This window comes from Vibrio sp. QJM3NY_27, assembly GCF_057785955.1.
Genome location: NZ_CM173511.1, coordinates 2,873,820 through 2,900,762 on the forward strand (window position 1 = coordinate 2,873,820; position 26,943 = coordinate 2,900,762).

Consider the following 26,943-nt stretch of genomic DNA (forward strand, 5'->3'; position numbering starts at 1 on the left):
TGAAAATCACAGTTATAGTAACTCAGGTCATGAGAATTACAGCGGATCGCTGCACTCACAGGTAAATATCGATAGCCACACAAAAAGTAATAAATATTTATCGATAGTGAATATTCAAGCTCTTGGAGAATTGGTAGTACTTTGATGCCTCCCCAGCAACTACAACATTGGTTTACCCAGCTAACAGCAAACAGTCCGTTCTTTTTTGCGGTACTTGACGCCCAACATAACTATTTTATGGTTAATGAGCGTTACTGCGATATTGCTGGTTTGAGTAAAACCGAGCTTGCTGGCATGAATGACCGCCAAACATTAGGTGAGCGATTCTACCAACACCTTAAGCCTTACTATGAGCGTGCATTCAATGGTGAAACGATTGAGGCCGAAGTCACGCTCAACGAAACTGACCTCGATACCAGCCTTCATTTCAGCCTATCTCCGCTGACGAATGGCAACAAAACCGACTACATTGTCTTTCATGCCTTCGACACATCAGAAAACCAAGTACTTGCACGTTCTTTAGAAGAATCCGAAGCGAAATTTCACAAGCTATCTCACCTACTCCCTGACGGATTACTGTTAGTTGAAAGTGACTACATCTTGTCATCAAACCCAGCAGCAGCACGCTTGCTCGGCTTTAACTCCACCACCGAGTTAATTGGCGAAGAGTTGGGACGATTATTCATCGATGAACAAACCAAAACAGTCTTCAATAATAACCTCAGTTCTATTATTTCTGAGTCTGGTTTGGTTTGCTTAACGGGTGCCCGATGCGGCTTTGAACGTAAGGTTCAACTCAACATCGACTCCACCACTATTCTTGGAAGTAACACTCAGCTGGTGCTTATCCAAGATGCACAAGAGACCACAAAGCAGTATACGCCTGCAAACAGTGAAGATGCCTACATCGATGCTCTGACCAAGCTCTACAACCGAGTTGGGTTCACCAAACGTCTTGAGCAGTTCATTCAAAACGATACGCCAGTTGTGATGCTCTACTTAGATATTGATAACTTTAAGAATATCAATGATTCACTAGGTCATCACATTGGCGATAAAGTGATTAAAGAGGTCGCTTCACGCCTAAAACGTTTACTGCCTCGTCAGGCCGTTATTGGTCATTTAGGCGGGGATGAGTTTGGTATTATCCTGCCAGAACCTGAACATCAGCGAACGCCTGAAATGCTCGCTGAAAAGATCATTTCCCTGATAAATCAACCCTTCGATCTTCACCACTTTAGTAAGCGCTTAGCCTGCTCGATTGGCAGCGTGAGCTTTCCTCAAGATGGCACAGACGCACGTATCTTGCTGCAAAATGCAGACACCGCAATGTATGAAGCGAAAGATCGTGGACGTAACCGCCTGATCAAGTTCAACGAACAGATGAACAAAGAAGCGCGTATGCGATTGTGGTTGGAGATAGAGCTGCAAAAAGCACTGCAACAGAATGGACTTGAAGTTTGGTATCAACCGAAAGTGAACGCGCGTGATTTCACCATCAACGGCGCAGAAGCACTGGTTCGTTGGAAGCATCCAGTTGAAGGTTACATCAGTCCTGCGGCATTCATCCCAGTAGCGGAACGAGCTGGCCTTATTGAACAACTTGGCCGAGTGGTTATGCGTGAAGTATTTGCCACGGTTAAGCGTTGGAAGATGCAAGGTATCCTGCCTGGTAGAGTGGCTATCAACTTGTCTCCAGAGCAATTTGGTAACCCGAAACTGATTGATTACGTTGAAAAGTTACTTCGTTCAACAGAGCTTGACCCTAGTGCTATTACGTTTGAACTGACAGAAAGCGCGGTGATGAGTGATAGTGAACACACACTTCAAATGCTTAACGCTATAAAGAAACTCGGCTTTGCTTTATCTATCGATGATTTTGGTACGGGCTACTCTTCTCTGTCTTATTTGGCTCGCTTCCCAATTGATGAGCTTAAGATTGACCGTGCTTTCATCTCTGATATCGATACGCTACCAAAGCAAATCACTGTGATTGAAAACATCATCAATCTGGGTAAATCTCTCGATTTAACTGTAGTGGCAGAAGGCGTCGAAACCAGTGAACAGGCGACCCTGCTTTCTAACCTCAACTGCAGTTCAATTCAAGGCTTCCACTTTTATCGCCCACAACCGAAACAAGACGTCGAAGAACTGTTTGCCCAAAATCGTCGCCATAAGAACTAGTACACGATTCAACTATCCCCCAGTAAAAAGCCACACCAAAGAACAAAAGCCTTACTAGTCAGTACCCCAAACGGAGTAAAAGCAGATTTATCCATCTAAACCTGCCTTACATCAATTCCGTCATTCATAATTCTTCATAAAATACTCGCTTCAATTTCATTCTACTGGTAGTGAGCAAATGGAACTCTTATGCCCAGCGGGTAACTTACCTGCTTTGAAAACCGCTATTGATTGTGGTGCGGATGCTGTCTATATCGGATTCAAAGACGATACCAATGCCCGACACTTTGCAGGCCTTAACTTCGCGGGTAAAAAGCTCGATCGTGCTGTGCAATATGTGCATGACCGCAACAAGAAAATTCACGTTGCCTTAAATACTTTTGCTCACCCAAATGGCTTCGAACGTTGGACTAATGCCGTAGACAACGCGGCAGCGCTAGGTGTTGATGCGCTGATCATCGCGGATATTGCGGTTCTTGAATACGCAGCAAATAGATACCCAGATCTAGAACTGCACCTATCAGTTCAAGCTTCTGCGACCAATGCGGCTGCAATCGACTTCTACCACAAAAACTTCAATGTTAAGCGAGTCGTGCTACCGCGTGTATTGTCGATTCATCAGGTCAAACAGCTTTCTCGTAATATCACTTCTGACGTTGACCTTGAAGTATTCGCTTTTGGTAGCTTGTGTATCATGGCGGAAGGTCGTTGTTACCTCTCTTCATACATGACCGGTGAATCCCCTAACACGGTGGGCGCTTGTTCTCCGGCGAAATATGTACGCTGGCAAGAAACAGAAACAGGTCTAGAGTCACGCTTGAATGAGATTCTTATCGACAAGTACGTAGCTGGCGAAAACGCGGGTTACCCAACGCTGTGTAAAGGCCGCTTTGAAGCAGAGATCGATGGTGAACGTAAACGCTATCACGCACTTGAAGAGCCAACTAGCCTCAACACGCTGTCTATGCTGCCTGAGCTATTTGCTGCCAACGTTGCCTCAGTGAAAATTGAAGGTCGCCAGCGTAGCCCTGCTTATGTCGAGCAAGTGACTCGTACTTGGCGCGCAGCTATCGACCGTTACTTAGCGAACCCAGAACAATACCAAGTGGAACAAGCTTGGAATGCGACACTGGCGAATGTATCTGAAGGTACACAAACCACGCTTGGCGCTTATCACCGTAAATGGCAATAGAGCCAAATGGAGAACTCAATGAAATACGCATTAGGCCCTCTTCTTTATTTTTGGCCAAAACAAGACGTTGAAAGCTTCTATGAGCAAGCGAAATCAAGCTCTGCTGATATCATCTACCTAGGTGAAGCCGTGTGTTCAAAGCGTCGTGAGATGAAAGCAAAACACTGGATGGATATTGCCAAAGAGCTGTCGGCTTCAGGCAAGCAAGTCGTACTTTCCACCATGGCATTGCTAGAAGCACCAAGCGAAGTCAACATCATGAAGAAGTACATTGATAACGGTGACTTTGCGATTGAAGCCAACGACGTGTCTGCGATTCAATTAGCAAGCGAAAGCAAAGTGCCTTTTGTGGTTGGCCCGGCGGTTAACACCTACAACGCACGCACTCTGAACCTGTTCTTGAAACAAGGTATGACGCGTTGGTGTATGCCTGTTGAGCTTTCTCGCGAATGGCTAAGCAACGTAATGACACAGTGCGAAGAGCTTAATATTCGTAATAAGTTCGAAGTCGAAGTGTTTAGCCACGGCTACCTACCGCTTGCTTACTCAGCACGCTGCTTTACCGCTCGCGCTGAAAACAAAGCCAAAGACGATTGCGAAACCTGCTGCATCAAATACCCAACAGGCTTACAAGTCGATAGCCAAGAAGGTCAATCGGTCTTTAACCTTAACGGCATCCAAACCCAATCGGGTTACTGCTACAACCTAGTCAATGACTTGCCGAGCATGCATGACTTGGTCGACGTGGTTCGTTTGAGCCCGTTAGGTATTGATACCTTCTCTGAGCTCAACAACTTCAAAGCCAATGAGCATGGCCAAAAACCGATGACCATTGAAAGCCGTCAATGCAACGGTTACTGGCACCAACTTGCAGGTTTAGAAGTTAAGAACATCTAACCCCTCTTGTTGAATCAATCAGAAACAGATACAAAAAAGGTCTAGCATTCGCTAGACCTTTTTCATTCAGTTCAAGAAAAACGACCTACGCTGTCGCGGTTTCCAGCGGCGCAGCATCGAGCTTCTTTACATCTTTGTAGAGCATGATCATAACGACGACGCTTAACGCGATATTGGACAATGGATAAGCAATCCAAATCCCCGGCACACCGTACAATTTAGGCATGATGTACAAGAAAGGTAATTGGATAAGCATATTGCCTATCGTCACAAACATCGCTTTACTGCCTTTGTTCACCGCCTGATAGTAAGCACCCGCTACCACCAAGAAGCCATCAAGCGCCAGTGCAAACATGTGCAGTCGGATACCCAACACTGTGTACTCAACTAGCTGAGGTTCATCCGAACTAAACACAGAAACGAACTCACGTGGGAATGCGTTCAGCAGCAATACAAACGCAACACCGATCAATACTGAACTCACCATCGCAATCTTAAGTAACTTACGAATATTGGCTTGATTACGCGCACCATGGTTGTAGCTCACTAATGGTTGCATGCCGTTGGCGATACCTTCCGCTGTGAGATAATAAACCGTCACTATGTAGCCCAAAATAGCGTAAGCACCAATCATCAGCTGGTCGCCATATTGAGAGAACAAGGCATTGTGCAGCGCCACCATCATCGAACCATAAGCGTACATAAAGAAGCTCGAGGTACCAATGGCGAAGATTTCAGGAATCACCGATAACTTCAGTCTCAGTTCATTCCAACGTAAACGTAAGTTTGCTCGACGTGAGAAAAAATAAGCCAACCCCAAACCCGTTACCACAAACTGAGCAATTGCGGTTGCCAATGCTGCACCTTTCAATTCCCAACCAAGCTGCGCGATAAATAGGTAATCCAATACAATGTTAATCACCGCACCGACAATCATCAGTATGGTGGCCAAGTTAGGACTGTCATCGTTACGCAGTAAAAACGGCATCGCGATAGAGCCTAAAGTGAAGACACTAGCGCCAATCAGAATATGTAAGTATTGCAAGCCTAGTTCATACACTCGCCCTTCAGCCCCCTGCCAAAGCAAGAAGTTATCGGCAAACAGAAACAACAATCCAGAAACAATGGGGGTTATCGCCAACAACAATGTTAGACCGGTTGCTAAGATCTGCTTAGCGCCTTTGGTGTCTTTTTCTCCTTGGCGAATCGAGACAAGGGCCCCCGTGCCCACTCCCACAAGCATACCAATACCGAGGATCGACCCAATAACAGGCCACGCGACGTTAATGCCCGCAAGTCCATCGGCCCCTACATAACGGCCAATGAAAATACCATCCACCACTTGGTAAAGGCCATTAACTAACATGGCCGCTACCGTAGGAATTGTGTATCGCCAGAATTGACGACTAATTGAGTTACTCATTTCTTACTCTACTTTCTTCAGTGAGTCGCATATCAATGGGATATGACTCTTAAAACTAGTTAACAAGGCTAACTAAATATCTAAATTATTTATTTCAAAGCCTTGTTTAATAATAGGTTCAGCTGGTGGGATTCTTGCTCAGACAAGCGACTTTCCAGTATCTGTGCCATGACCTGATAGATTTTACTTTCTTCTTCCAAACCGACTTCAGCCTTTTGGGTCAAAATCACCAGCTTAGATCTCGCATCTTCAAGAGACGCTTTGCGCTCAACTAGACCTTTTCTTTCTAGCCTTTGAACCATAGTCGTCGCAGAAGGTTTTGTCACCTGCATCTCAATAGCGAGGTCTGTTAGTCGAATAGGCTCTAACGATGCTTGAATGACCTTCAAATAATCGTACTCATTGAAGCTCAACTGGCAGATAGGATCTTCATTAACTTGAGTTCGCCATATCTTAGAAGCAAAGCGTTCAATTTTTTCTAGATTTTGGTCCAGCATAGATTTCCAACCACAGAATTTACATTTAGTTAGCAAGGCTAACTATTTTAGTCTTGTTTAAATAAAATGCAATCAAAAACGAGCCCCTCCCCCTTGTTTATAAAAAAGGAGCATAAAAAAACCGCTGACAGGCAGCGGCTTTTCGGAATCAAAATGTATCGCTTACTTAGCGTTAGCTTCTTCTTCGGCCTCAGCCAATTTAACTTGCGCTAAATGCTCGGCTTTAAGCGTAGTGAAGATACGGCTTAACTCTAAGAAAGAGTAGCGGTGTTCTACGTATTCATACACGTTAAAAGAAACCGCTAACTTGTACAAAGAGATCGCATTCGCGTAATCACCATTCATGTGGTGACGCTTGGCAAGGTAGAAGTACGTTTCCGTCAGACGTTGAGCTAGGAGCGTATTGTCACGAGTCCCGGTTAGAATAGCTTTGAATGCCTGCTCTTCGGTAATATCGTCAAGCATGATCGCAACTAATACCCAGCCCCACTGTTCGTCACGGCTCTCGTAACGCTTTTGAAGATCAAGCTTTGCTTGTTCTGGCGTGAGTTCATGCTGAATGATGTAAAGCCACAGAGCGCGAAACGGATCGCTAGGATCATCGGCGTAGTGCTTCATCATCTCTTCGTTCGCTAAGTCATAGCGCTCGCCATAGTAGAGTGCGATAGAGCGATTTCTTTCTGCATATGAGTTTGCAGGATCAAGCTCTAACGTAGAATCAAAAGATTCATAAGCGGCATCAAACTCCCCTACTTGCGTAAAGTAAACACCCAAAAGGTTGAAGATGTCAGGTTGAGCGGGGTTCAATGAAAGAGACTGATTGAAATCAAGACGCGCTAAATCGCGCAGGCCAACGCTGTCGTAATAATTACCACGCTCGAACAACATTTTAGCTCGAACTTCATCGTTCAAATCTGGGCGTTGTAATAACTGACTAAGGCGCGCTATTTGCACTTCTTGCTGAACACTTGGTTGAAGCGGTACAGCCATTGGTGGATAAACCCAACGTGAGGTGTTATCTGATGTTGTCGCACAACCAGTTAGTACAAGCAGTAAACACATACTCGCGGTTTGAAACCATTTCACAAATAATTACTCCTGTTATGACCGCAATAAAAAAGGGGAGCGATATGCTCCCCTTTATAACATGCTTTTTTACCAATGGGTTAGAAATCACTAAAAAGCGATAATCCCATTAATAGGCTAAGAATTACTCAGCAGCAGGTGCTTCGCCTTCAGCTGGCGTTTCAACTGCTTCTTTCATGCTTAGACGTACACGGCCTTGACGGTCAATTTCAAGAACCTTAACTGGTACTTCTTGACCTTCAGTTAGGTAGTCAGACACTTTCTCAACACGCTTGTCAGCGATTTGAGAGATGTGTACTAGACCATCTTTACCTGGAAGGATAGTAACGAATGCACCGAAGTCAGCTAGACGAGCAACTTTACCTTGGTAAATGCGGCCAACTTCAACTTCAGCAGTGATCTCTTCGATACGACGGATAGCTTCTTGAGCAGCTGCGCCTTCAGTAGCAGCAATCTTGATTGTGCCATCGTCTTCGATTTCGATTGTAGTACCTGTTTCTTCACAAAGAGCACGGATAACTGCGCCGCCTTTACCGATAACATCTTTGATCTTATCAGAGCTGATTTTCATTGTGTGGATGCGTGGAGCGAATTCAGAGATGTCTTCACGAGCACCAGAGATAGCTTCATCCATTACAGAAAGGATGTGCTTACGTGCACCTTGCGCTTGGTTAAGAGCAATTTGCATGATCTCTTTAGTGATACCTTCGATCTTGATGTCCATTTGAAGTGCAGTGATACCAGCGTTAGTACCTGCTACTTTAAAGTCCATGTCACCTAGGTGATCTTCGTCGCCAAGGATGTCAGAAAGAACAACGAAATCGTCGCCTTCTTTAACAAGACCCATTGCGATACCCGCAACAGAAGCTTTGATTGGAACACCAGCATCCATAAGTGCTAGAGATGTACCACATACAGAAGCCATTGAAGAAGAACCGTTAGATTCAGTGATTTCCGATACAACACGAACTGTGTATGGGAATTCGTCAACAGAAGGCATTACTGCTTGGATACCACGTTTAGCAAGCTTACCGTGACCAATTTCACGACGCTTAGGAGAACCAACGAAACCAGTCTCACCTACACAGTATGGAGGGAAGTTGTAGTGTAGAAGGAAGTTGTCTTTCTTCTCACCCATTAGGCTGTCGATGATTTGTGCATCACGTTGTGTACCAAGCGTAGCAGTAACAAGTGCTTGAGTTTCACCACGAGTGAATAGAGAAGAACCGTGTGTACGTGGAAGAACACCAGTACGTACGTCTAGCGCACGAACCATGTCTTTTTCACGGCCATCGATACGTGGGTTGCCAGCAATGATACGGCTACGTACTACGTTTTTCTCTAGAGAACCAAGCATGCCGCGGATTTCGCGCTCATCTAGGTTTTCGTCTTGTGCAATTAGAGCTTCAACAGTGTCGCTCTTGATTGCTCCAACTTGCTCGTAACGCGCCATTTTCTCAGTGATCTGGTACGCGTCAGATAGACGTGTTTCAGCTTGCTCAGCAACTTTAGCTTTAAGCTCAGTGTTAACTGCTGGCGCTTCCCAGTTCCAAGATGGAGTTGCAACTTCAGCAGCAAACTCGTTGATTGCTTTGATTACAACTTGTTGTTGGTCGTGACCGTAAACAACAGCTGAAAGCATTTCTTCTTCAGATAGGTTATCTGCTTCAGATTCAACCATAAGTACTGCGCCTTCTGTACCAGACACAACTAGGTCTAGTTTAGAGTTTTCAAGCTCAGTATTTGATGGGTTAAGAACAAGTTCGCCATCGATGTGACCAACACGTGCAGCACCGATAGGACCATTGAATGGAGCACCAGAGATAGCAAGCGCAGCAGACGTTGCGATCATAGTGATCATGTCTGGGTTTACGTCAGGGTTGATAGAAACAACCGTAGCGATAACTTGAACTTCGTTTTTAAACGCACTTGGGAAAAGTGGACGAATTGGACGGTCAATCAGACGAGCTGTTAGCGTTTCGCCTTCAGAAGGACGACCTTCACGCTTGAAGAAACCACCAGGGATTTTACCCGCAGCGTATGTACGCTCTTGGTAGTTAACTGTTAGAGGGAAGAAATCTTGGCCTGCAACAGCTTCTTTCTTAGCAACAACAGAAACGAATACTGATGTATCGTCCATAGTCGCCATTACAGCAGCAGTAGCTTGACGTGCCATTACGCCCGTTTCTAGAGTAACGGTGTGGTTACCGTACTGGAACGATTTTACAACTGGTTTTTCAAACATTGTATATCCTTAGCTCTAAAGTCATGACTTTAGATTAAGTGAAGATTGACTCAAGATATTACCAATCGCGACTAGTGAAAAGAGACTTGGGAATGATGCTTCTTTGTATGAGTTCATACGCCGAATTAATACCAAATCCGCCTTTGAATAGTCGCGACCTATTGGCCGACATCTGTGACTGTAACGTCTTGAGAGGTTGATTGCCCAGCGTTGAAAACGCATAGGCGGGCGTAGTATAAACTATTTTTATTAGGAGAGATATTTCCTATCAGAAAAAGCCAGATGATATTCTGTGCATCCGGCCAAACATTTTCTTACAGGCACAAAAAAAGGAGCATAAATGCTCCTTTTCTTCAAACTGTCTTTGCAGACATCGCTATTAGCGACGTAGGCCTAGACGCTTGATTAGGTCTTGGTAACGAGTAAGGTTTTTGCCTTTCAAGTAATCAAGAAGCTTACGACGGCTAGAAACCATACGTAATAGACCACGACGGCTGTGGTGATCGTGTTTGTGCGCTTTGAAGTGACCTTGTAGGTGGTTGATAGAAGCAGTAAGTAGTGCTACTTGTACTTCTGGTGAACCTGTGTCGCCTTCAGATTGTGCGTATTCTGCAACGATTGCTGCTTTAGTTTCTGCATTCAGAGACATAAATCTCTCCTGATAAGAGTAAGTTTATATTTGTAGCAGCCAATCTCTGATTCAGCCGCTACGCGAGCCGAGGATTATAGGGAAGTTTATGAATTGGTGCAATAACAATCGAACACCTTAAAAACTAAAAAAGCGAGCCACTTAATTTAAGAGCCCGCTTTCTGAATTATTTGATCGCTTTAAACACGAACAGCTACTATCTGATTCGACTTAAGCGCTACGCTTGTGGCTCTTCATCTCTGAAAACAACCAAACGCTTCGGTGCAACTCGGCCATCTTCAGCAATTTGAGCAACGCCAACAAACAGCTTCTCTTCACCGCTTGTCATACGAACGGTACCTTCAGCAGGAGCGCCTGCGACTTGAACGGGCATACCGTGCTGAACAAGATCAGTCAGTTCCGCATTCAAGTTAACTTCAGGTAAGTCTTCTACAGCGGTGTCCATTGGCATTAACAATGGATCAAGCAACTCTTTAGGCGCAATTTCTTGCGCTTGTGCTTGCTCTAAAATTTCGTTCAGCTGCTCTAACGTAACCATGCGTTCATACGGATACTTTGCCACACCAGTACGACGAAGCATTGTCACGTGAGCACCACAACCTAGCATTTCACCAAGATCGTCGGTAATTGTGCGGATGTAAGTACCTTTAGAACAATGCACTTCCATCTCAACTTCATCACCTTCAAAGCGAAGTAGCTCAATAGAATACACAGTGATCTTGCGAGACTCACGAGGCACCTCGATACCTGCACGTGCATATTCATACAAAGGCTTACCTTGATACTTCAATGCAGAGAACATTGATGGAATCTGGTCGGTTTCACCTTTGAAGCTTGCAATGCAGCGTTCAAGTTGCTCTTGAGTCACGTTGATTTCACGCGTTTCAACCACTTCACCATCAGAATCTGAGGTGTTGGTACGCTCACCAAGCTTCGCGACAACAACGTAGCGCTTATCAGAATCAAGAAGAAACTGAGAGAACTTCGTTGCTTCACCAAGACAAATTGGCAGCATGCCAGTCGCAAGAGGATCCAGAGCACCGGTGTGCCCTGCTTTCTCTGCAAAGTAAATACGCTTTACTTTTTGCAGTGCATCATTAGATGAAATGCCTGTTGGCTTATCTAACAGAATTACCCCGTTTATAGGGCGACCTTTACGACGGCGAGCCATTACTCTTCATCCTTAGACTGAGTTTCGTCAGTGCGGCCAGATTCTTCTTGCTTACGCTTGTCATCGTTTAGTACTTCACTTACTAGGTTAGACATACGCATGCCTTCTACCAATGTGTTGTCGTAAGTAAAACGAACTTCAGGTGTTAGACGGTGACGAATACGCTTGCCAAGAGCCATACGAACTGGCACTTCATGCTCTTTAAGAGCAGCGAGACATGATTCAGGTGTTTGCTCACCGATACATAGGAAAGTCACGAACACTTTTGCGTATGCAAGGTCACGAGACACTTCTACATCTGAAATAGTTACCATACCAATGCGTGAGTCACGAACTTCACGTTGGAGGATAAGTGCGAGCTCTTTTTGAAGCTGCTGAGACACACGTTGTGTGCGGCTAAATTCTTTTGACATTTTCTTTTCTCACTTAGAAAGATGGGGGGCTTGGTAATTACCAGCCCCCCATGGTGTATTCAACAACCGATTACTTATTACCTTTACAGGTAATGTTAGTAACCTTAGTCAATATGTCGAGTCGTACTGACTAATTAGTCTAGAGTACGTTTAACTTCAACAATTTCGAATACTTCGATCTGGTCACCAACGCGAACGTCGTTGTAGTTCTTAACGCCGATACCACACTCGTAACCATTTTTAACTTCTTGAACGTCATCTTTAAAGCGACGAAGTGACTCTAGTTCACCTTCGTAGATAACAACGTTTTCGCGAAGTACGCGGATTGGGCTGCTACGTTTAATCGTACCTTCAGTAACGATACAACCAGCGATTGCACCAAGTTTAGGCGACTTAAATACGTCACGAACTTGAGCAAGACCAATGATCTCTTGACGGAATTCAGGAGCAAGCATACCGCCCATCGCCTGTTTCACTTCGTCGATCAGTTGGTAAATGATTGAGTAGTAACGTAGATCTAGGTTTTCATTCTGAACAGTACCACGCGCAGTTGCGTCAGCACGAACGTTGAAACCAAGGATGATAGCGTTAGAAGCGGCTGCAAGAGTTGCATCAGTTTCCGTAATACCACCAACACCAGAACCTACGATGTTCACTTTAACTTCGTCAGTTGACAGTTTCAGTAGAGAGTCAGCAATTGCTTCTACAGAACCTTGAACGTCAGCTTTAAGTACAACGTTAAGTTCAGCAACTTCACCAGCCGTCATGTTCGCGAACATGTTCTCTAGTTTCGCTTTTTGTTGGCGAGCTAGTTTAACATCACGGAATTTACCTTGACGGTAGTTCGCAACTTCACGCGCTTTACGCTCATCGCGTACAACCGTTGCTTCATCACCTGAAGCAGGAACGCCAGAAAGACCTAGAATTTCTACAGGGATAGATGGACCTGCAGTTTCGATGTCTTTACCGTTTTCATCGCGCATTGCACGAACACGGCCGTACTCTTGACCACAAAGAACGATATCGCCTTTGTTAAGAGTACCAGACTGTACTAGTACTGTTGCAACTGGACCGCGGCCTTTATCAAGACGAGATTCAACAACAACACCAGATGCCATGCCTTCTTTAACTGCTGTAAGTTCAAGAACTTCAGACTGAAGAAGGATAGCTTCTAGAAGACCATCGATGTTTGTACCCTGTTTTGCAGAGATGTGAACGAAGATGTTCTCACCGCCCCATTCTTCAGGGATAACGTCGTATTGAGCTAGCTCATTCTTAACGTTGTCTGGGTTTGCACCCTCTTTGTCGATCTTGTTCACAGCAACAATCAGAGGAACACCTGCCGCTTTCGCGTGCTGGATAGCTTCGATTGTTTGTGGCATTACGCCATCATCAGCGGCAACAACAAGTACAACGATATCTGTCGCTTGAGCACCACGAGCACGCATAGCTGTAAACGCCGCGTGTCCAGGAGTATCAAGGAACGTGATCATGCCGTTGTCAGTATCTACGTGGTAAGCACCAATGTGCTGTGTGATACCGCCAGCTTCGCCAGACGCAACGTGTGCTTTACGAATGTAATCAAGTGTAGAAGTTTTACCGTGGTCAACGTGACCCATGATAGTAACAACAGGAGCACGACCTTCTGCGACAGCATCGCTATCACGGTCAGCTAGCACTGCTTCTTCTAGTTCGTTTTCTTTACGTAGGATAACCTTGTGGCCCATTTCTTCAGCAACAAGTTGTGCTGTTTCTTGGTCGATCACTTGGTTGATAGTCGCCATAGCGCCCATCTTCATCATTACTTTGATAACTTCAGTTGCTTTAACTGACATTTTGCTAGCCAGTTCAGAAACAACGATAGTTTCGCCAATAGCAACATCAGATTTAGCAACAGTTGCTGACTTATCGAAGCCTTGCTGCATTGAAGTTGGTTTAGCAAGCTTACCTTTACCGCCACGACCACGTTGGTTACGACCACCACGGTTGTTGCCAGGTTGAGCTGCTGGAGCAGGTTTCTTCTTGCGACGACGAGGAGCTTTCTCATCTTTTTTATCAGCCGCATCTTCTGCTTCACGAGCATAAGTAGAAGTAGTCACATGGTAATCCGCAGATTTCTCTTGCTCTTTCTTCTTCTTCTCTTCTTCAGACCAACGTTCTTGGTTTTCTTCTGCTAACTTACGAGCTTCCTCAACAAGCTTAGCTGCTTCAGCTTCGGCTTTACGAGTTGCTTCTTGCTCTTGACGAGTTTTAAGTTCATCCGCTTCTTTTTTCGCTTGTGCGTTAGCGTCTGCATTTTTTGAATTCATGTCTTTTTTAGCCTTTTCAGCTTGTGCGCGTTGAGCCTTCTCTTCAGAATCACGTTTTGCATCCGCTTCACGTGTTACTTTTTCTTCGGCTTCGCGCTGTGCTTTCTCTGCAGCATCACGTTTCGCTTGCTCTTCAGCATCGCGTTGTGCTTTCTCTTCCGCTTCACGATTAGCTACTTCCTCAGCTTCACGTTTCGCTTCATCTTCAATAGTGCTGCGCTTCACGTAAGTACGCTTTTTACGTACCTCTACTTGAACATCCTTACTCTTACCGCCTCCAGCAGCAACACTTAGCGTGCTGCGGGTCTTGCGTTGAAGAGTTAAACGAGTCGGTTCTGTTTCGCCTGAAGTATCGCCATGCTCCTTTTTAAGGTGCGTTAGCAATGTTTGCTTCTCTGAATCAGTCACTTGATCCGACCCTGCTTTCTTCATTCCTGCATCAGCAAGTTGTTCAATTAAGCGGTCAACTGGCGTACCAATCTCTTCACTCAGTGCTTTAACTGTTAATTGTGTCATACCGCTTTCTCTCCTTGCTGAATTATTCTTCGTCGCCGAACCAACAGATGTTACGCGCAGCCATAATCAGCTCGCCTGCTCGCTCTGCAGTTAGGTCTTCGATGCCTTCTAGTTCATCAACGCCTTGGTCAGCTAGGTCTTCCAATGTCGCAACGCCTTTTGCTGCTAGCTTGTAAGCCATTTCACGCTCAAGACCTTCAAGTGCAAGTAAGTCTTCAGCAGGCTCAACACCGTCGAAAGTCTCTTCTTTCGCTAGCGCTAGAGTAGTCAGTGCGTCTTTCGCGCGGTTACGTAGTTCTTCAACGATACCTTCGTCTAGACCGTCTACTTCAAGAAGCTCGTTCACAGGAACGTATGCCACTTCTTCAAGTGTAGAGAAGCCTTCTTCAACAAGCATTTGAGCAAAGTCTTCTTCAATGTCTAGGTGCTTCATGAAGTTTTCAATAGAAGCAACTGCTTCTTCTTGGTGCTTCTTCTCTAGATCAGCAACAGTCATTACATTCAGTTCCCAACCCGTTAGTTGAGAAGCTAGACGTACGTTTTGACCGCTACGGCCAATCGCTTGTGCCAGGTTATCGGCTTCAACAGCGATATCCATAGAGTGTGCATCTTCATCAACGATGATTGAAGCAACATCAGCAGGCGCCATTGCGTTAATAACGAACTGAGCTGGGTTATCATCCCAAAGAACGATATCGATACGCTCACCGCCAAGATCATTAGAAACAGCTTGTACACGTGCACCACGCATACCAACACACGCACCAACAGGGTCAATACGTTTGTCGTTTGTTTTCACAGCGATTTTAGCACGAGAACCAGCGTCACGTGCAGCACCTTTAAGTTCAATTAGCTCTTCACCAATCTCAGGCACTTCAACGCGGAATAGTTCAGCTAGCATTTCTGGCTTCGAACGAGTAACGAAAAGCTGAAAACCGCGAGCTTCTGGTTTAACTGCGTAAAGAAGACCACGAACACGGTCACCTGGACGGAAGTTTTCACGAGGAAGTTGGTCATCACGAAGGATTACCGCTTCAGCGTTGTTACCTAGGTCTAGAATAACTGTGTCACGGTTAACTTTCTTAACTGCGCCAGTTACGAGCTCGCCTTCGTTGTCAATAAACTGTTCAACGATTTGAGCACGTTCTGCTTCACGTACTTTCTGTACGATAACTTGCTTAGCCGTTTGAGTCGTAATACGGTCAAACGTTACTGATTCGATATCATCTTCAATGAAACCGCCAAGTTCGATCTCTGGATCATCGTACTTTGCAGCTTCAATAGAGATTTCTTTTGTTGGGAATTCAACTTCCTCAACAGCTTCCCAACGGCGGAAAGTTTCGAAATTACCCGTTTTACGGTCAATTTCTACACGAACTTCAATTTCTAATTCGCTTTTCTTTTTTGTTGCCGTTGCAAGCGCGATTTCAAGCGCTTCAAAAATACGCTCACGAGGAACTGCTTTCTCATTTGAAACAGCTTCTACTACCGCCAAAATTTCTTTGTTCATTAATCTAGCCTCTTAAGCTCTTCTCTCTAGGAGAACTAAAATTTAGGGATCAGGTTAGCTTTCGCAATATTGCTCAGGACGAATTCTTCTTCTTGTCCTTCAACCAATACTTTCACTGTCTCGCCTTCGATAGATTGGATATCACCTTTCCATTTACGACGGTTGCCGACAGCCATTTTCAAAACGATGCTTACCTCGTGACCAATAAATTGTTGGTAATGCTCTGCTTTGAACAGTGGTCTCTCTAAACCTGGTGAAGACACTTCAAGGTTATAAGCCACTGAAATTGGATCTTCAACGTCCATTACGGCACTTACTTGGTGACTAACCTCAGAGCAATCATCTACATTGATACCATTTGGTGAATCGATGTAAATACGTAGCGTTGAGTGCTCACCAGCACGAATAAATTCTAATCCAACTAACTCATAACCTGATGCTGCTACTGGAGCGTCAAGCATTTCAGTAAGTTGTCTCTCTAAACCAGTCATTTAACCACTCCAGAAACAAAAAAAGGGCTCAAAGCCCAATTTAAATTCCAAGCAAACATTATCATCTAAAGGCATTTACAAATGCTTAGATAACAAAAAACCCCGTATAAGCCGGGGTTTTTGTTGCTGGACCCTTATATGTTAAGTGTCATCACATTCGATATCACACTTAACTCACAGTGAGGTTCACACTGTGCAAACTTGCTACCAATACAAGCTATATAATAGCATTGAAATTGGTTGCGGGAGCCGGATTTGAACCGACGACCTTCGGGTTATGAGCCCGACGAGCTACCAAACTGCTCCATCCCGCGTCCGACTTGTGAGCATTATACGCCCAACAAGATGTTTTACAAGTTTGTAAACATGGTGCCGAGAGAGGGACTCGAACCCTCACACCCTAAGGCACTAGCACCTCATGCTAGCGTGTCTACCAATTTCACCATCTCGGCATCAAATCTTTGCAGCTTATTGTGGAATTTCGTCGCCTTGCGTCGGAACTTCACTCACTGCATCTTCAGCTTGCTGAATTACCTGACCTTGAGTCGGGTCAATCCATTGTGACTCAGTTTTATGTGTAGACATATTACCAAGCACTAAGCTAAGGATAAAAAATGTAGTTGCAAAAACTGCAGTCATTCGGGTAAGGAAATTTCCTGAGCCACCAGCACCAAACACAGTGTTTGAAGCGCCAGCACCGAAAGAGGCTCCCATATCTGCGCCTTTACCTTGTTGAATCAACACTAGGCCAATTACACCAAGCGCTGCCAACAGGTAAATCACAAGTAGAACTGTAAACATTTTTCCACCTATGTTCCTAATTGTTGAGCCAGCGCCGTTCAAAAAACTATTTTTAAGAACAAGGCTAGCGACCTCCTAACTGAAGGCCGAGCAATACTAGCGAATGCGACGATGGCTGACAAGGGGAATTTGCTAAAAAATAAGCCTTTACCAAGCGAATGGTTAAAAAAAGGTCAAAAGCGACACAAAACTCATTTACGTATCTTTTGACCGTTATATCTCTTGACCGCTATATCTTTTGACCGTGATATAACTCAATCACTTCTAATCACAGGCGCTATTCGTTGCGCCGGTTAAGTAAAAGGTTAAATTAGCAGTTTGCTTTTACTGCATCAGCGATCTTAAGCGCTGAAGATTGAACAAGCTCAGCATCTTCGCCTTCAACCATGACACGCAGCAATGGCTCAGTGCCAGACTTACGTAATAGCACACGACCTTTCTCGCCAAGCTCAGCTTCTACTTCTACAACCGCCGCTTTCACCGCTTCTGCTTCGAGTGGATTTGAGTCACCGCTGAAACGAACGTTTTCTAGAACTTGAGGATATAACGTCATACCTTGAGAAAGTTCATTCAGTGTCATTTCACTGTCGACAACTGAAGCCAATACTTGCAAGGCAGCAACGATAGCATCACCTGTCGTCACTTTATCTAATAGGATAACGTGACCCGAATTTTCTGCACCGATCTTCCAGCCTTTAGCAAGAAGTTGCTCCATGACGTAACGGTCACCAACAGCAGCACGTACAAATGGAATACCTAATTGCTTAAGGCCATTTTCCATACCAAGGTTCGTCATTAGCGTACCAACAACGCCGCCTTTCAACTCACCACGACGCAACGCATCACGAGCAATGATGTAAGCGATTTGGTCACCATCAACCTTATTACCTAGCTCATCAACCATGATGATGCGGTCACCGTCACCATCAAAGCCTAGACCTAACGCTGCTTTTTCTTCAAGTACTTTAGCTTGCAGAGCACGCACATCTGTCGCACCCACTTCGTGGTTGATGTTAGTACCATTTGGCTCAACACCCATTGCAATCACTTCAGCGCCCAACTCTTTAAATACCGCTGGCGCAATGTGGTAAGTCGCACCATGTGCGCAATCCACCACAATTTTCATGCCCGCTAACGTCATTTTGTGTGGGAATGTACTTTTACAAAATTCAATATAACGGCCAGCTGCATCATTTAAACGTACAGCTTTACCCAATACAGAAGATTCCACGCACTCGATATCTTTATCTAATTCAGCTTCGATAGCCAACTCAATGTCATCCGACAATTTAGTGCCTTCAGAAGAGAAGAACTTAATGCCGTTGTCATAGAAAGGGTTATGCGACGCAGAGATAACGATACCAGCTTCAGCACGGAAAGTTTGTGTTAGGTAAGCAACGGCAGGCGTTGGCATTGGGCCAGTAAACGTAGCCTGAAGACCCGCAGCAGCAAGGCCAGCTTCTAACGCAGACTCAAGCATATAGCCAGAGATACGAGTATCTTTACCAATGATCACTTTCTTGGTGCCCTGCTTCGCAAGAACACGACCTGCAGCCCAGCCAAGCTTCAGAACAAAATCAGGTGTAATCGGGTATTGGCCGACTTTGCCACGTACACCATCTGTGCCGAAGTAACGTCTTTTATCAGACATATTGATTTTCCTTAATTATTATTAGTGATTGTTATTCATCACTTCGATTATCTTCATCGCTTCCAATGTATCTTCAACATCGTGAACGCGAATAATTTGTGCGCCTTTCATTGCTGCGATAGTCGCGCAAGTGACACTGGCTACCATGCAATCTACTGGGGCCTTGTCCAGTAGCTTAAAGATCATCGATTTTCTCGACATCCCAGCTAAAACTGGCAACCCAAGCGCATGAAATTTTTCAAGGTGCGCTAATAGGTGGTAATTGTGTTCAATGGTTTTACCAAAACCAAAACCAGGATCCAGAATCAGCTGTTCTTTTGAGATGCCTACAGCCTCACAAGCTTCCACTCTTTCTTGTAGGAATGCTTCAACATCCGTTAGAACATCGTCGTAAACTGGGCTAGCTTGCATAGTTCTTGGTTGGCCTTTCATGTGCATCAAGCAAACAGGAACATTAGCCTCAGCGGCCGCTTGTAGGGCACCTGGTTCTTGTAAAGCGCGTACATCATTGATCAAATCAGCACCAGCTTCAACAGCTTGGCGCATCACTTCCGCTTTGCTGGTGTCAATAGAAATCCAAACATCAAACTGGGCACGAATCGCTTTAATTGCAGGAATAACTCGAGCGATCTCTTCCTCTAAGGAAACGTCCGGAGCTCCAGGGCGAGTCGATTCACCACCAATATCAATAATGCTAACGCCGGCTTGAATCATTCGTTCAGCTTGCAGCAATGCATTGTCTAATGAGTTGAATTTCCCGCCATCGGAGAAAGAATCAGGCGTGACATTGAGGATACCCATTACATGTGGGCGGTCTAAAACGAGCGTTTTATTATTTGCTTTTAATATCATGAAAGGCAGGTCTTAAAGAGTAAAAAACACCTTGGGCTATAAACAGAAAAACCCTGAGCGCACTCAGGGTTTTAATTTATAGCTTAGCGATTAAGAATCTTTGTTTTGAGTATCATCTGATTCAGATTTAACTTCTTCAACTTTCGATTCTTCTGGGTCGACTTTAGCTTGTTCTTCTGATTTAGCTTCAGCTTCAGGCTTGGCTTCTTCCTTTGCAGGTTCTGCTTTTGCTTGATCACCCCAACCAGCAGGCTCGCGAATCTCGTCTTTACGTTCCATCAAGTCATCAATCTGACCTGCATCAATCGTTTCAAACTTCATCAGCGCATCTTTCATCGAGTGCATGAGATCCATGTTCTCTTCAAGAATCTGCTTCGCACGAGCATAGTTACGGTCGATAAGAATACGAATTTCTTCATCGATTAACCTAGTTGTATCGTCGGAAACATGTTTCGCTTGGCTCATGCCACGACCTAGGAAAACTTCGCCTTCTTCTTCAGCATATAGAAGAGGACCTAGTTTTTCAGAGAAACCCCACTGCGTTACCATCTTGCGAGCAATATCAGTTGCACGTTCGATATCGTTAGACGCACCAGTCGAAACCTTGTCTTTACCGTAAATTAGTTCTTCAGCAAGACGACCACCGTACAAGCTAGAGATCATTGACTCTAGGTGCTGGCGAGACATGCTTACGCGATCTTGCTCAGGTAGGTACATAGTCACACCAAGTGCACGACCACGTGGAATGATTGACACCTTGTACACTGGATCGTGTTCAGGTACCAAACGACCAACAATTGCGTGGCCTGCTTCGTGGTAAGCTGTTGACTCTTTCACTTCTTCAGACATCACCATTGAACGGCGCTCTGCACCCATCATGATCTTATCTTTCGCAAGTTCAAACTCAACCATCGATACATTGCGCTTGTTACCACGAGCTGCAAATAGCGCCGCCTCGTTCACAAGGTTTGCAAGATCTGCACCAGAGAAACCTGGAGTACCACGAGCAATCAGAGATGGTTCAACATCACCTGATAGTGGAACTTTACGCATGTGCACTTTAAGAATCTGTTCACGACCACGTACATCAGGTAGACCTACCACAACTTGACGGTCAAAACGACCAGGACGAAGTAATGCAGGGTCTAGCACGTCGGGACGGTTAGTCGCAGCGATAACAATAATACCTTCGTTACCTTCGAAACCATCCATCTCAACCAGCATTTGGTTAAGTGTTTGCTCACGTTCATCGTGACCACCACCAACACCAGCGCCACGTTGACGACCTACAGCATCGATTTCATCGATAAAGATGATACAAGGTGCTGCTTTCTTCGCTTGCTCGAACATGTCACGTACACGAGATGCACCAACACCAACAAACATTTCAACGAAATCAGAACCTGAGATAGTAAAGAACGGTACTTTCGCTTCACCAGCAATTGCTTTTGCAAGCAATGTCTTACCAGTACCAGGAGGACCGACCAACAGGATACCTGTCGGGATCTTACCACCCAGTTTTTGGAAGCGACTTGGGTCACGAAGGTAATCCACAAGCTCTTTCACGTCTTCTTTTGCTTCGTCACAACCAGCAACATCAGCAAACATCGTTTTGATTTGTTCTTCGCTCATCATTCGAGCTTTGCTCTTACCAAAAGACATCGCGCCTTTACCGCCGCCGCCGCCTTGCATTTGACGCATGAAGAAAATCCACACACCAATCAGTAAGATCATTGGGAACCATGAGATGAAGATAGTGCCAAGCAGGCTCTGCTCTTCAGGAGGTGTACCCTGAACTTTTACGTTTTGATTAATTAAGTCATCAAGTAGCTTTTGATCATAAACAGGCATGTAAGTTACATACTTAGAGCCACCACCACGACGTGTGAAAGTGATTTCGCTGTTATTGAACTGTGCGTCTTGAATCTGGCCTTGGCCAACTTCCTGTACAAACGTGGTGTAATCTACTGCTCTGCCGTTACTTTCCCCAGGGCCGAAGCTCTGGAATACCGACATCAACACTACCGCGATAACAAGCCACAGAATTAAATTTTTTGCCATGTCACTCAAGGTGTAAGCCTCTCGATAACTAATTGTAATTAAAGGTAGGGTACTACAGTTTGTAACCTGTAGCCATGTTGTTAACTCTCACTCTTGGAAGAGAATCGTTAACCTTTGTAACCAGTTGCTACGATAAACACTTCACGAGATCGAGCTCGAGAAGAGTCGGGTTTTCTCACTTTGACTGTTTGAAACATCTCACGGACGTCCTTAACATATTGGTCAAACCCTTCGCCTTGGAATACTTTTACAACAAAACTACCATTGGTAGCTAGAACTTGTCGACACATATCCAAAGCTAATTCAACTAAATACATAGCTCTCGGCTGATCCACAGAATTGTTGCCTGCTATATTAGGTGCCATATCAGACATCACGACATCAACCATGTTTGGTTGTATACGTTCCAACAAGGCATCTAGCACAGCTTCTTCGCGGAAATCACCTTGTAAAAAGCTCACTCCAGCAATCGGATCCATAGGTAGCAAGTCACAAGCAATGATTTGACCGTTGTCTCCGATAATCTTAGCAGCATATTGAGACCAACCGCCAGGCGCTGCGCCCAAATCCACAATGGTCATCCCAGGAGTCAGCAATTTATCTTTCGTTTGAATCTCTTCCATTTTGAAATAAGCACGCGAACGATAGCCTCTTTTTCTTGCTTCATTTGCATACTTGTCGTCGAAGTGTTCCTTCAACCAACGGCCTGAACTGGCCGAGTGTTTCTGTTTGCTCATTGGATACCTAAATTGGAGGAAAGTACTAATTGCTGAATAAATTATAGTCTTCAGCTTTAGATGGCGTTAAAATAGGTTTTTTCAACCCTAATACTAAATAAAATTGGCCGCGTAATGAACCTAAGTACCAAACAAAAGCAGCATCTAAAGGGCCTAGCTCACAGTTTAAAACCTGTAGTGCTAATGGGCGCAAATGGACTTACTGAAGCTGTTCTAGCGGAAATCGAATTAGCTCTAGACCACCACGAACTGATCAAGATTAAAGTTGCATCAGAAGACCGTGAGACTAAGCAACTGATTATCGATGCAATTGTACGTGAATCTAAAGCTGAGAAAGTACAGACTATCGGTAAAGTTCTAGTACTGTTCCGTCAGTCAGAAGCACGTAAAATCGAGATTCCACGCAAATAAGCTAGTTTGACATCAAGCTAGCTCCACAATAAGAAAGCCACTGTGCTTACCTTTTAGTGTAGCGTGAGAAACGAAAAAGGTCGCATTAGCGACCTTTTTACTTATCAGAAACAAAGAAAATTCAATTAGATATATTCTACTTTGTCGATTTCGAAGTCCTTGTCACCACCAGGGGTAGAGATCAGTACTTCGTCGCCTTCCATCTTACCGATAAGACCACGTGCAATTGGTGATTTCACCGAAATGCGGCCTGTTTTGATTTCAGCTTCATCTTCAGAAACGATTTGGTAACGGAATTCTTCATCCGTATCAACGTCGATCAGAGTCACTGTCGTACCAAAGATAATCTTACCCGTATTATCCATCTGCGTTACATCGATGATCTGAGCTAACGATAGCTTGTATTCGATATCTCGAATTTGAGCTTCACAGATACCCTGCTCTTCACGAGCTGCGTGGTACTCTGCATTCTCTTTCAAGTCACCGAGTTCACGAGCTTCACCAATAGCTGCTGAAATAATAGGACGTAGCTTAAGTAGGCGATCTAATTCGTCACGTAGCTGCTGAGCGCCACGCACTGTCATTGGAACCTTTTCCATTTTTTACCTCTATGCCAAAGCTTTCTTTGGCCAACATAAATCCACCCAACATAGTTATTGGGTGATAGAAACAAAACGATTTGGCTTAGTGTAAACAAACTTTATGGCTAAATCACCTTTATTCCACTTTGCGTTATAAAAGCTTTATCTAGGTCTAAATTACAGACATCACAAAAATGAATAATAACCTCCCCATCAATAAGCTGAGAAATAAATACCTAAAAAAACAAAAAACAAACAAAATAAACACAGATCACACTTTTATAAAAACCATTTTAAAACAAACAGTTAAGCAATAGAAAATATAATAAAACAGTGTTCATTTTTTAGTTTTATATCATTTTACTAACTGACTATGGAACTTTAGAGGTAAAAAGTAACCCATGGATTGCACTGGCATTTTTCAGACTTCTGTTCTAATCATGATTATGAAGCCTGATTAATACAGGCAATACACAAAAGGGTTCAAATCCTTGATAAAACTTCTATGGACAGTAATTAGGAATTAATAACATGAACAAGACTATGATCGCGCTTGCTGTATCGGCTGCAGCTCTTGCTACTAACGCAGTGGCAGCGGACGGCAAACAAGCTGGTGGTATCGACGGCACTTCTGTATACAGCTCAAATGGCACTTCTCTAGAGATCGGTGGTCGTGCGGAAGCTCGTCTATCTCTAAAAGATGGCAAAGCTGAAGACAAAACACGTGTACGTCTTAACTTCCTAGGTAAAGTTGAAATCCAAGACGGCCTATACGGTGTTGGTTTCTACGAAGGCGAATTCACAACTGCTGAAAACGGCGGCTCTACTGATAACAACGACGGCGACATCACTAACCGTTACACATACGCTGGTATCGGCGGTACATTCGGTGAAGTAACTTACGGTAAAAACGACGGTGCGCTAGGCGTTATCACTGACTTTACCGATATCATGTCTTACCACGGTAACTCAGCGGCAGACAAAATCGCAGTAGCTGACCGTTCAGACAACATGCTTTCTTACAAAGGTCAATTCCAAGACCTAGGCTTAAAAGCAAGCTACCGCTTCGCTGACCGTGATGTTGACGCTAACGATGAGTTCAGCGATAACGGTAAAGATGGCTACTCTCTATCTGCTATCTACGCAATCGGCGATTCTGGCGTTAAGCTAGGTGCTGGTTACGCAGACCAAGATCAATCTAACGAATACATGCTTTCTGCATCTTACCGCATGAGCGATTTCTACTTCGCTGGTGTATTCACTGATGGCGAAAAACAGACTACAGGTGTAATCAAGAACGATTCTGTAGACTACACAGGTTACGAATTCGCAACTGCGTACACACTAGATAAAACTGCATTCACGCTAACGTACAACAATGCAGAAACTGACGGTGAAACTTCTGCAGATAACGTTGCAATCGATGCAACTTACTACTTCAAGCCTAACTTCCGTACTTACATCTCGTACAATTTCAACCTAATCTCTGAAAATGATACGATCGGTACAACAAACCTAGCTTCTAACGGCAAAGCAACTTCTGCTCAAGCTGAAGACGAAATCGCTCTAGGTCTACGTTACGACTTCTAATTCTGATTATCTAATTGATTAATTAGTTAATTGAGAATCAAAACGCCCGCTATCTAGCGGGCGTTTTTTATATCTGTATACTGAAAACATCAGCCATCCAAGAAATCTTCTATGCGCCTTCTATCCACCCTACTTCTATGTGGCTTATCACTTAGTAGCTACTCACTTACCACTTTCGCCTACGCCCCTTTAAGTAAACTACCCGATGGCAGTGGCGCAAGTTTAATCTTGCAACCACTGAGTGGTAATTCAAATCAAATGAATACCAATAGCGATGGATTTTATCCACCCGCCAGTACTTTGAAGCTGGTGACAGCTTTGGCGGCTAAATTGGAGTTAGGGGATGACTTTCACTACACGACCAGTATTGCTCGTTCTGGGAATGACTCAATCATTTCATTTAGTGGCGACCCGACGCTACAACGAGAGCAGCTAAAAAGGCTTTTAGCTCAATATGCTAAATCACAATCTAAAACCATTAACGGTAACCTGTATCTCGATAACTCAGCTTATACGGGCTATCAACGAGCGGTGGGGTGGCCTTGGGACATTTTAGGCGTTTGTTACAGCGCGCCTTCGAGTGCTATGACCTTAGACAGCAACTGCGCACAAGCCTCTATTTATACAAAAGATAACGGCAACACTCGTGTCTATATTCCCGCTCACTATCCGATAGACGTGACAACCACCGCAGCCACCGTAACTCGATCAGGACAGAAGGCGACACAATGCGACTTAGAGCTCATTACCACTCCAGACAACGCTTACAAGCTCTCTGGTTGCTTAGTAGAGCGTAAGAAGCCACTACCACTCAAGTTTGCGATTCAAAACCCCGAGCTTTATACCTATCAAGTCGTGACATCGCTGCTTAAAGAGCTGAAAATCCAAGTTAAAGGCGATGTGATTATTGGTAAAAAAGCGAAAGCAAACAAAACCACGTTGGTCGCGAGCCATCATTCTGAAAAGCTTCCCGAACTGCTCGATACCATGCTGAAGAAATCAGACAATCTAATAGCAGACAACCTAACCAAAACACTGGGTGCAACGTTTTATGTCCAACCGGGCAGCTTCAATAACGGCACAGAAGCGATAAAGCAGATATTGCTGACCAAGGCTAATATTGACCTCAGTAAAGCGCAGCTCGTCGATGGTTCAGGGCTATCTAGAAATAACCGAATGAGGTCGCAGACGATGGCGCAGGTGCTTCGTTATATCTGGGAAAATGATCAGCAGCTAAACTTAATCGAGGCAATGCCTACATCTGGCACTGATGGAACGCTCAAATACCGTCAAAGCATGAGAAAAGCACCCATCCAAGGTAATATTATTGCGAAAAGTGGGTCTTTGTACGGTAGCTACAACATGGCAGGTTTTGGTTTAGACAAAGCGGGCAATCCAAACTCTCTGTTTGTACAGTTTGTCCGAGATTACTTCCCGGAAGAGCAAGATCCAGAAAAACCTGTAGAAGCACCAATCACCCAGTTTGAACGTGCTTTCTACAAAGATGTGGTCGAGTTCAGTCAAATACAGAGTCAATATCAATAGCGGCTTACTTGTAAAAGGCTGTTAATTAAACAATAAAAAATGGCGCTGAAGATCGTATGATCTTCAGCGCCATTTTTCTTCCTAAGATGTTTTTCTTCGGCGGTGCTTTTTATTTTCAGAGTCTTTATTTA

At 44.5% G+C, this 26,943-nt stretch carries 22 protein-coding genes and 2 tRNA genes; 6 read left to right on the plus strand and 18 right to left on the minus strand.

What is annotated here, in order from left to right; translation table 11 throughout:
- Positions 1 to 144 precede the first annotated feature (144 nt).
- The 3 genes from AC3CIA_RS12765 (at position 145) to AC3CIA_RS12775 (ending at position 4,273) form a co-directional block, all read left to right on the plus strand.
- Positions 145 to 2,184 (plus strand): sensor domain-containing protein, encoded by a 2,040-nt coding sequence (locus AC3CIA_RS12765; protein ID WP_054547523.1) that lies wholly within the window; start codon positions 145 to 147, stop codon positions 2,182 to 2,184.
- Between the two features lie 178 nt (positions 2,185 to 2,362).
- Positions 2,363 to 3,376: a ubiquinone anaerobic biosynthesis protein UbiU gene (gene ubiU / locus AC3CIA_RS12770; protein WP_473576131.1), complete on the plus strand. Its 1,014-nt coding sequence runs from the start codon at positions 2,363 to 2,365 to the stop codon at positions 3,374 to 3,376.
- A gap of 18 nt (positions 3,377 to 3,394) precedes the next feature.
- Positions 3,395 to 4,273, plus strand: a complete 879-nt coding sequence (locus tag AC3CIA_RS12775; protein WP_016784925.1) for a U32 family peptidase — start codon at positions 3,395 to 3,397, stop codon at positions 4,271 to 4,273.
- Between the two features lie 85 nt (positions 4,274 to 4,358).
- On the opposite strand, the gene AC3CIA_RS12780 is transcribed toward AC3CIA_RS12775, so the two are convergent.
- The 17 genes from AC3CIA_RS12780 to rlmE all read right to left on the minus strand — a co-directional run bounded on the left by AC3CIA_RS12780 (position 4,359) and on the right by rlmE (position 22,685).
- On the minus strand, positions 4,359 to 5,696 hold the full coding sequence (locus tag AC3CIA_RS12780; RefSeq protein WP_474356165.1) for an MATE family efflux transporter: 1,338 nt from the start codon (positions 5,694 to 5,696) through the stop codon (positions 4,359 to 4,361).
- A gap of 89 nt (positions 5,697 to 5,785) precedes the next feature.
- A complete protein-coding gene (locus AC3CIA_RS12785) occupies positions 5,786 to 6,193 on the minus strand; it encodes a MarR family winged helix-turn-helix transcriptional regulator (RefSeq protein ID WP_004734490.1) in 408 nt (135 codons plus the stop codon).
- Positions 6,194 to 6,355: 162 nt separating this feature from the next.
- Positions 6,356 to 7,279 carry a lipoprotein NlpI gene (gene nlpI / locus AC3CIA_RS12790; RefSeq protein WP_004734491.1) on the minus strand — a complete coding sequence of 308 codons (924 nt, stop codon included), beginning with the start codon at positions 7,277 to 7,279 and terminating at the stop codon, positions 6,356 to 6,358.
- A 124-nt stretch (positions 7,280 to 7,403) separates the two neighbouring features.
- Positions 7,404 to 9,524 carry a polyribonucleotide nucleotidyltransferase gene (pnp, locus tag AC3CIA_RS12795; protein ID WP_004734492.1) on the minus strand — a complete coding sequence of 707 codons (2,121 nt, stop codon included), beginning with the start codon at positions 9,522 to 9,524 and terminating at the stop codon, positions 7,404 to 7,406.
- 379 nt (positions 9,525 to 9,903) lie between these two features.
- Positions 9,904 to 10,173, minus strand: coding sequence for a 30S ribosomal protein S15 (gene rpsO, locus AC3CIA_RS12800; protein WP_004734493.1), 270 nt, complete (start codon positions 10,171 to 10,173; stop codon positions 9,904 to 9,906).
- 217 nt (positions 10,174 to 10,390) lie between these two features.
- Complete coding sequence (gene truB / locus AC3CIA_RS12805; protein WP_004734494.1) at positions 10,391 to 11,344, minus strand: tRNA pseudouridine(55) synthase TruB; 954 nt, start codon at positions 11,342 to 11,344, stop codon at positions 10,391 to 10,393.
- Complete coding sequence (rbfA, locus tag AC3CIA_RS12810; protein ID WP_004734495.1) at positions 11,344 to 11,757, minus strand: 30S ribosome-binding factor RbfA; 414 nt, start codon at positions 11,755 to 11,757, stop codon at positions 11,344 to 11,346. The genes truB and rbfA overlap by 1 nt, the downstream gene beginning before the upstream one ends.
- A 134-nt stretch (positions 11,758 to 11,891) precedes the next feature.
- Positions 11,892 to 14,582, minus strand: a complete 2,691-nt coding sequence (gene infB / locus AC3CIA_RS12815) for a translation initiation factor IF-2 (RefSeq protein ID WP_488518203.1) — start codon at positions 14,580 to 14,582, stop codon at positions 11,892 to 11,894.
- A gap of 22 nt (positions 14,583 to 14,604) precedes the next feature.
- Complete coding sequence (nusA, locus tag AC3CIA_RS12820; protein WP_004734499.1) at positions 14,605 to 16,092, minus strand: transcription termination factor NusA; 1,488 nt, start codon at positions 16,090 to 16,092, stop codon at positions 14,605 to 14,607.
- A gap of 35 nt (positions 16,093 to 16,127) precedes the next feature.
- Positions 16,128 to 16,583 carry a ribosome maturation factor RimP gene (rimP, locus tag AC3CIA_RS12825; protein ID WP_004734501.1) on the minus strand — a complete coding sequence of 152 codons (456 nt, stop codon included), beginning with the start codon at positions 16,581 to 16,583 and terminating at the stop codon, positions 16,128 to 16,130.
- Between the two features lie 237 nt (positions 16,584 to 16,820).
- Positions 16,821 to 16,897 (minus strand) — tRNA-Met (locus tag AC3CIA_RS12830).
- Between the two features lie 53 nt (positions 16,898 to 16,950).
- A tRNA-Leu gene (locus tag AC3CIA_RS12835) sits at positions 16,951 to 17,035 on the minus strand.
- A gap of 16 nt (positions 17,036 to 17,051) precedes the next feature.
- The gene (gene secG, locus AC3CIA_RS12840; protein ID WP_004734504.1) at positions 17,052 to 17,384 is read right to left on the minus strand and encodes a preprotein translocase subunit SecG; all 333 of its coding nucleotides are present in this window, start codon (positions 17,382 to 17,384) and stop codon (positions 17,052 to 17,054) included.
- Positions 17,385 to 17,694: 310 nt separating this feature from the next.
- A complete protein-coding gene (gene glmM / locus AC3CIA_RS12845; RefSeq protein ID WP_488518204.1) occupies positions 17,695 to 19,035 on the minus strand; it encodes a phosphoglucosamine mutase in 1,341 nt (446 codons plus the stop codon).
- Between the two features lie 21 nt (positions 19,036 to 19,056).
- A complete protein-coding gene (gene folP, locus AC3CIA_RS12850) occupies positions 19,057 to 19,887 on the minus strand; it encodes a dihydropteroate synthase (protein WP_488518205.1) in 831 nt (276 codons plus the stop codon).
- 90 nt (positions 19,888 to 19,977) lie between these two features.
- Positions 19,978 to 21,948 carry an ATP-dependent zinc metalloprotease FtsH gene (ftsH, locus tag AC3CIA_RS12855; protein ID WP_488518206.1) on the minus strand — a complete coding sequence of 657 codons (1,971 nt, stop codon included), beginning with the start codon at positions 21,946 to 21,948 and terminating at the stop codon, positions 19,978 to 19,980.
- Between the two features lie 107 nt (positions 21,949 to 22,055).
- Positions 22,056 to 22,685, minus strand: coding sequence for a 23S rRNA (uridine(2552)-2'-O)-methyltransferase RlmE (gene rlmE, locus AC3CIA_RS12860; RefSeq protein WP_488518207.1), 630 nt, complete (start codon positions 22,683 to 22,685; stop codon positions 22,056 to 22,058).
- A 114-nt stretch (positions 22,686 to 22,799) separates the two neighbouring features.
- Here rlmE and yhbY point away from each other — a divergent pair, with 114 nt between their 5' ends.
- The gene (yhbY, locus tag AC3CIA_RS12865; RefSeq protein ID WP_004734509.1) at positions 22,800 to 23,096 is read left to right on the plus strand and encodes a ribosome assembly RNA-binding protein YhbY; all 297 of its coding nucleotides are present in this window, start codon (positions 22,800 to 22,802) and stop codon (positions 23,094 to 23,096) included.
- Between the two features lie 125 nt (positions 23,097 to 23,221).
- Here yhbY and greA read toward each other — a convergent pair whose 3' ends face one another.
- The gene (gene greA, locus AC3CIA_RS12870; protein ID WP_065205118.1) at positions 23,222 to 23,695 is read right to left on the minus strand and encodes a transcription elongation factor GreA; all 474 of its coding nucleotides are present in this window, start codon (positions 23,693 to 23,695) and stop codon (positions 23,222 to 23,224) included.
- A 513-nt stretch (positions 23,696 to 24,208) separates the two neighbouring features.
- Here greA and AC3CIA_RS12875 point away from each other — a divergent pair.
- Entirely contained in the window at positions 24,209 to 25,267 is a 1,059-nt protein-coding gene (locus AC3CIA_RS12875; RefSeq protein ID WP_488518208.1) for a porin, read from the plus strand.
- A gap of 111 nt (positions 25,268 to 25,378) precedes the next feature.
- Positions 25,379 to 26,812, plus strand: coding sequence for a serine-type D-Ala-D-Ala carboxypeptidase (dacB, locus tag AC3CIA_RS12880; protein ID WP_488518209.1), 1,434 nt, complete (start codon positions 25,379 to 25,381; stop codon positions 26,810 to 26,812).
- Positions 26,813 to 26,943 lie beyond the last annotated feature (131 nt).

Excerpts from the sequence above, each read along its gene's own strand:
- AC3CIA_RS12765 (WP_054547523.1), top strand. The coding sequence starts at position 145 with ATGCCTCCCCAGCAACTACAACATTGGTTTACCCAGCTAACAGCAAAC.
- ubiU (WP_473576131.1), top strand. The coding sequence starts at position 2,363 with ATGGAACTCTTATGCCCAGCGGGTAACTTACCTGCTTTGAAAACCGCT.
- AC3CIA_RS12775 (WP_016784925.1), top strand. The coding sequence starts at position 3,395 with ATGAAATACGCATTAGGCCCTCTTCTTTATTTTTGGCCAAAACAAGAC.
- AC3CIA_RS12780 (WP_474356165.1), bottom strand. The coding sequence starts at position 5,696 with ATGAGTAACTCAATTAGTCGTCAATTCTGGCGATACACAATTCCTACG.
- AC3CIA_RS12785 (WP_004734490.1), bottom strand. The coding sequence starts at position 6,193 with ATGCTGGACCAAAATCTAGAAAAAATTGAACGCTTTGCTTCTAAGATA.
- pnp (WP_004734492.1), bottom strand. The coding sequence starts at position 9,524 with ATGTTTGAAAAACCAGTTGTAAAATCGTTCCAGTACGGTAACCACACC.
- rpsO (WP_004734493.1), bottom strand. The coding sequence starts at position 10,173 with ATGTCTCTGAATGCAGAAACTAAAGCAGCAATCGTTGCAGAATACGCA.
- truB (WP_004734494.1), bottom strand. The coding sequence starts at position 11,344 with ATGGCTCGCCGTCGTAAAGGTCGCCCTATAAACGGGGTAATTCTGTTA.
- rbfA (WP_004734495.1), bottom strand. The coding sequence starts at position 11,757 with ATGTCAAAAGAATTTAGCCGCACACAACGTGTGTCTCAGCAGCTTCAA.
- infB (WP_488518203.1), bottom strand. The coding sequence starts at position 14,582 with ATGACACAATTAACAGTTAAAGCACTGAGTGAAGAGATTGGTACGCCA.
- nusA (WP_004734499.1), bottom strand. The coding sequence starts at position 16,092 with ATGAACAAAGAAATTTTGGCGGTAGTAGAAGCTGTTTCAAATGAGAAA.
- rimP (WP_004734501.1), bottom strand. The coding sequence starts at position 16,583 with ATGACTGGTTTAGAGAGACAACTTACTGAAATGCTTGACGCTCCAGTA.
- secG (WP_004734504.1), bottom strand. The coding sequence starts at position 17,384 with ATGTTTACAGTTCTACTTGTGATTTACCTGTTGGCAGCGCTTGGTGTA.
- glmM (WP_488518204.1), bottom strand. The coding sequence starts at position 19,035 with ATGTCTGATAAAAGACGTTACTTCGGCACAGATGGTGTACGTGGCAAA.
- folP (WP_488518205.1), bottom strand. The coding sequence starts at position 19,887 with ATGATATTAAAAGCAAATAATAAAACGCTCGTTTTAGACCGCCCACAT.
- ftsH (WP_488518206.1), bottom strand. The coding sequence starts at position 21,948 with ATGGCAAAAAATTTAATTCTGTGGCTTGTTATCGCGGTAGTGTTGATG.
- rlmE (WP_488518207.1), bottom strand. The coding sequence starts at position 22,685 with ATGAGCAAACAGAAACACTCGGCCAGTTCAGGCCGTTGGTTGAAGGAA.
- yhbY (WP_004734509.1), top strand. The coding sequence starts at position 22,800 with ATGAACCTAAGTACCAAACAAAAGCAGCATCTAAAGGGCCTAGCTCAC.
- greA (WP_065205118.1), bottom strand. The coding sequence starts at position 23,695 with ATGGAAAAGGTTCCAATGACAGTGCGTGGCGCTCAGCAGCTACGTGAC.
- AC3CIA_RS12875 (WP_488518208.1), top strand. The coding sequence starts at position 24,209 with ATGAACAAGACTATGATCGCGCTTGCTGTATCGGCTGCAGCTCTTGCT.
- dacB (WP_488518209.1), top strand. The coding sequence starts at position 25,379 with ATGCGCCTTCTATCCACCCTACTTCTATGTGGCTTATCACTTAGTAGC.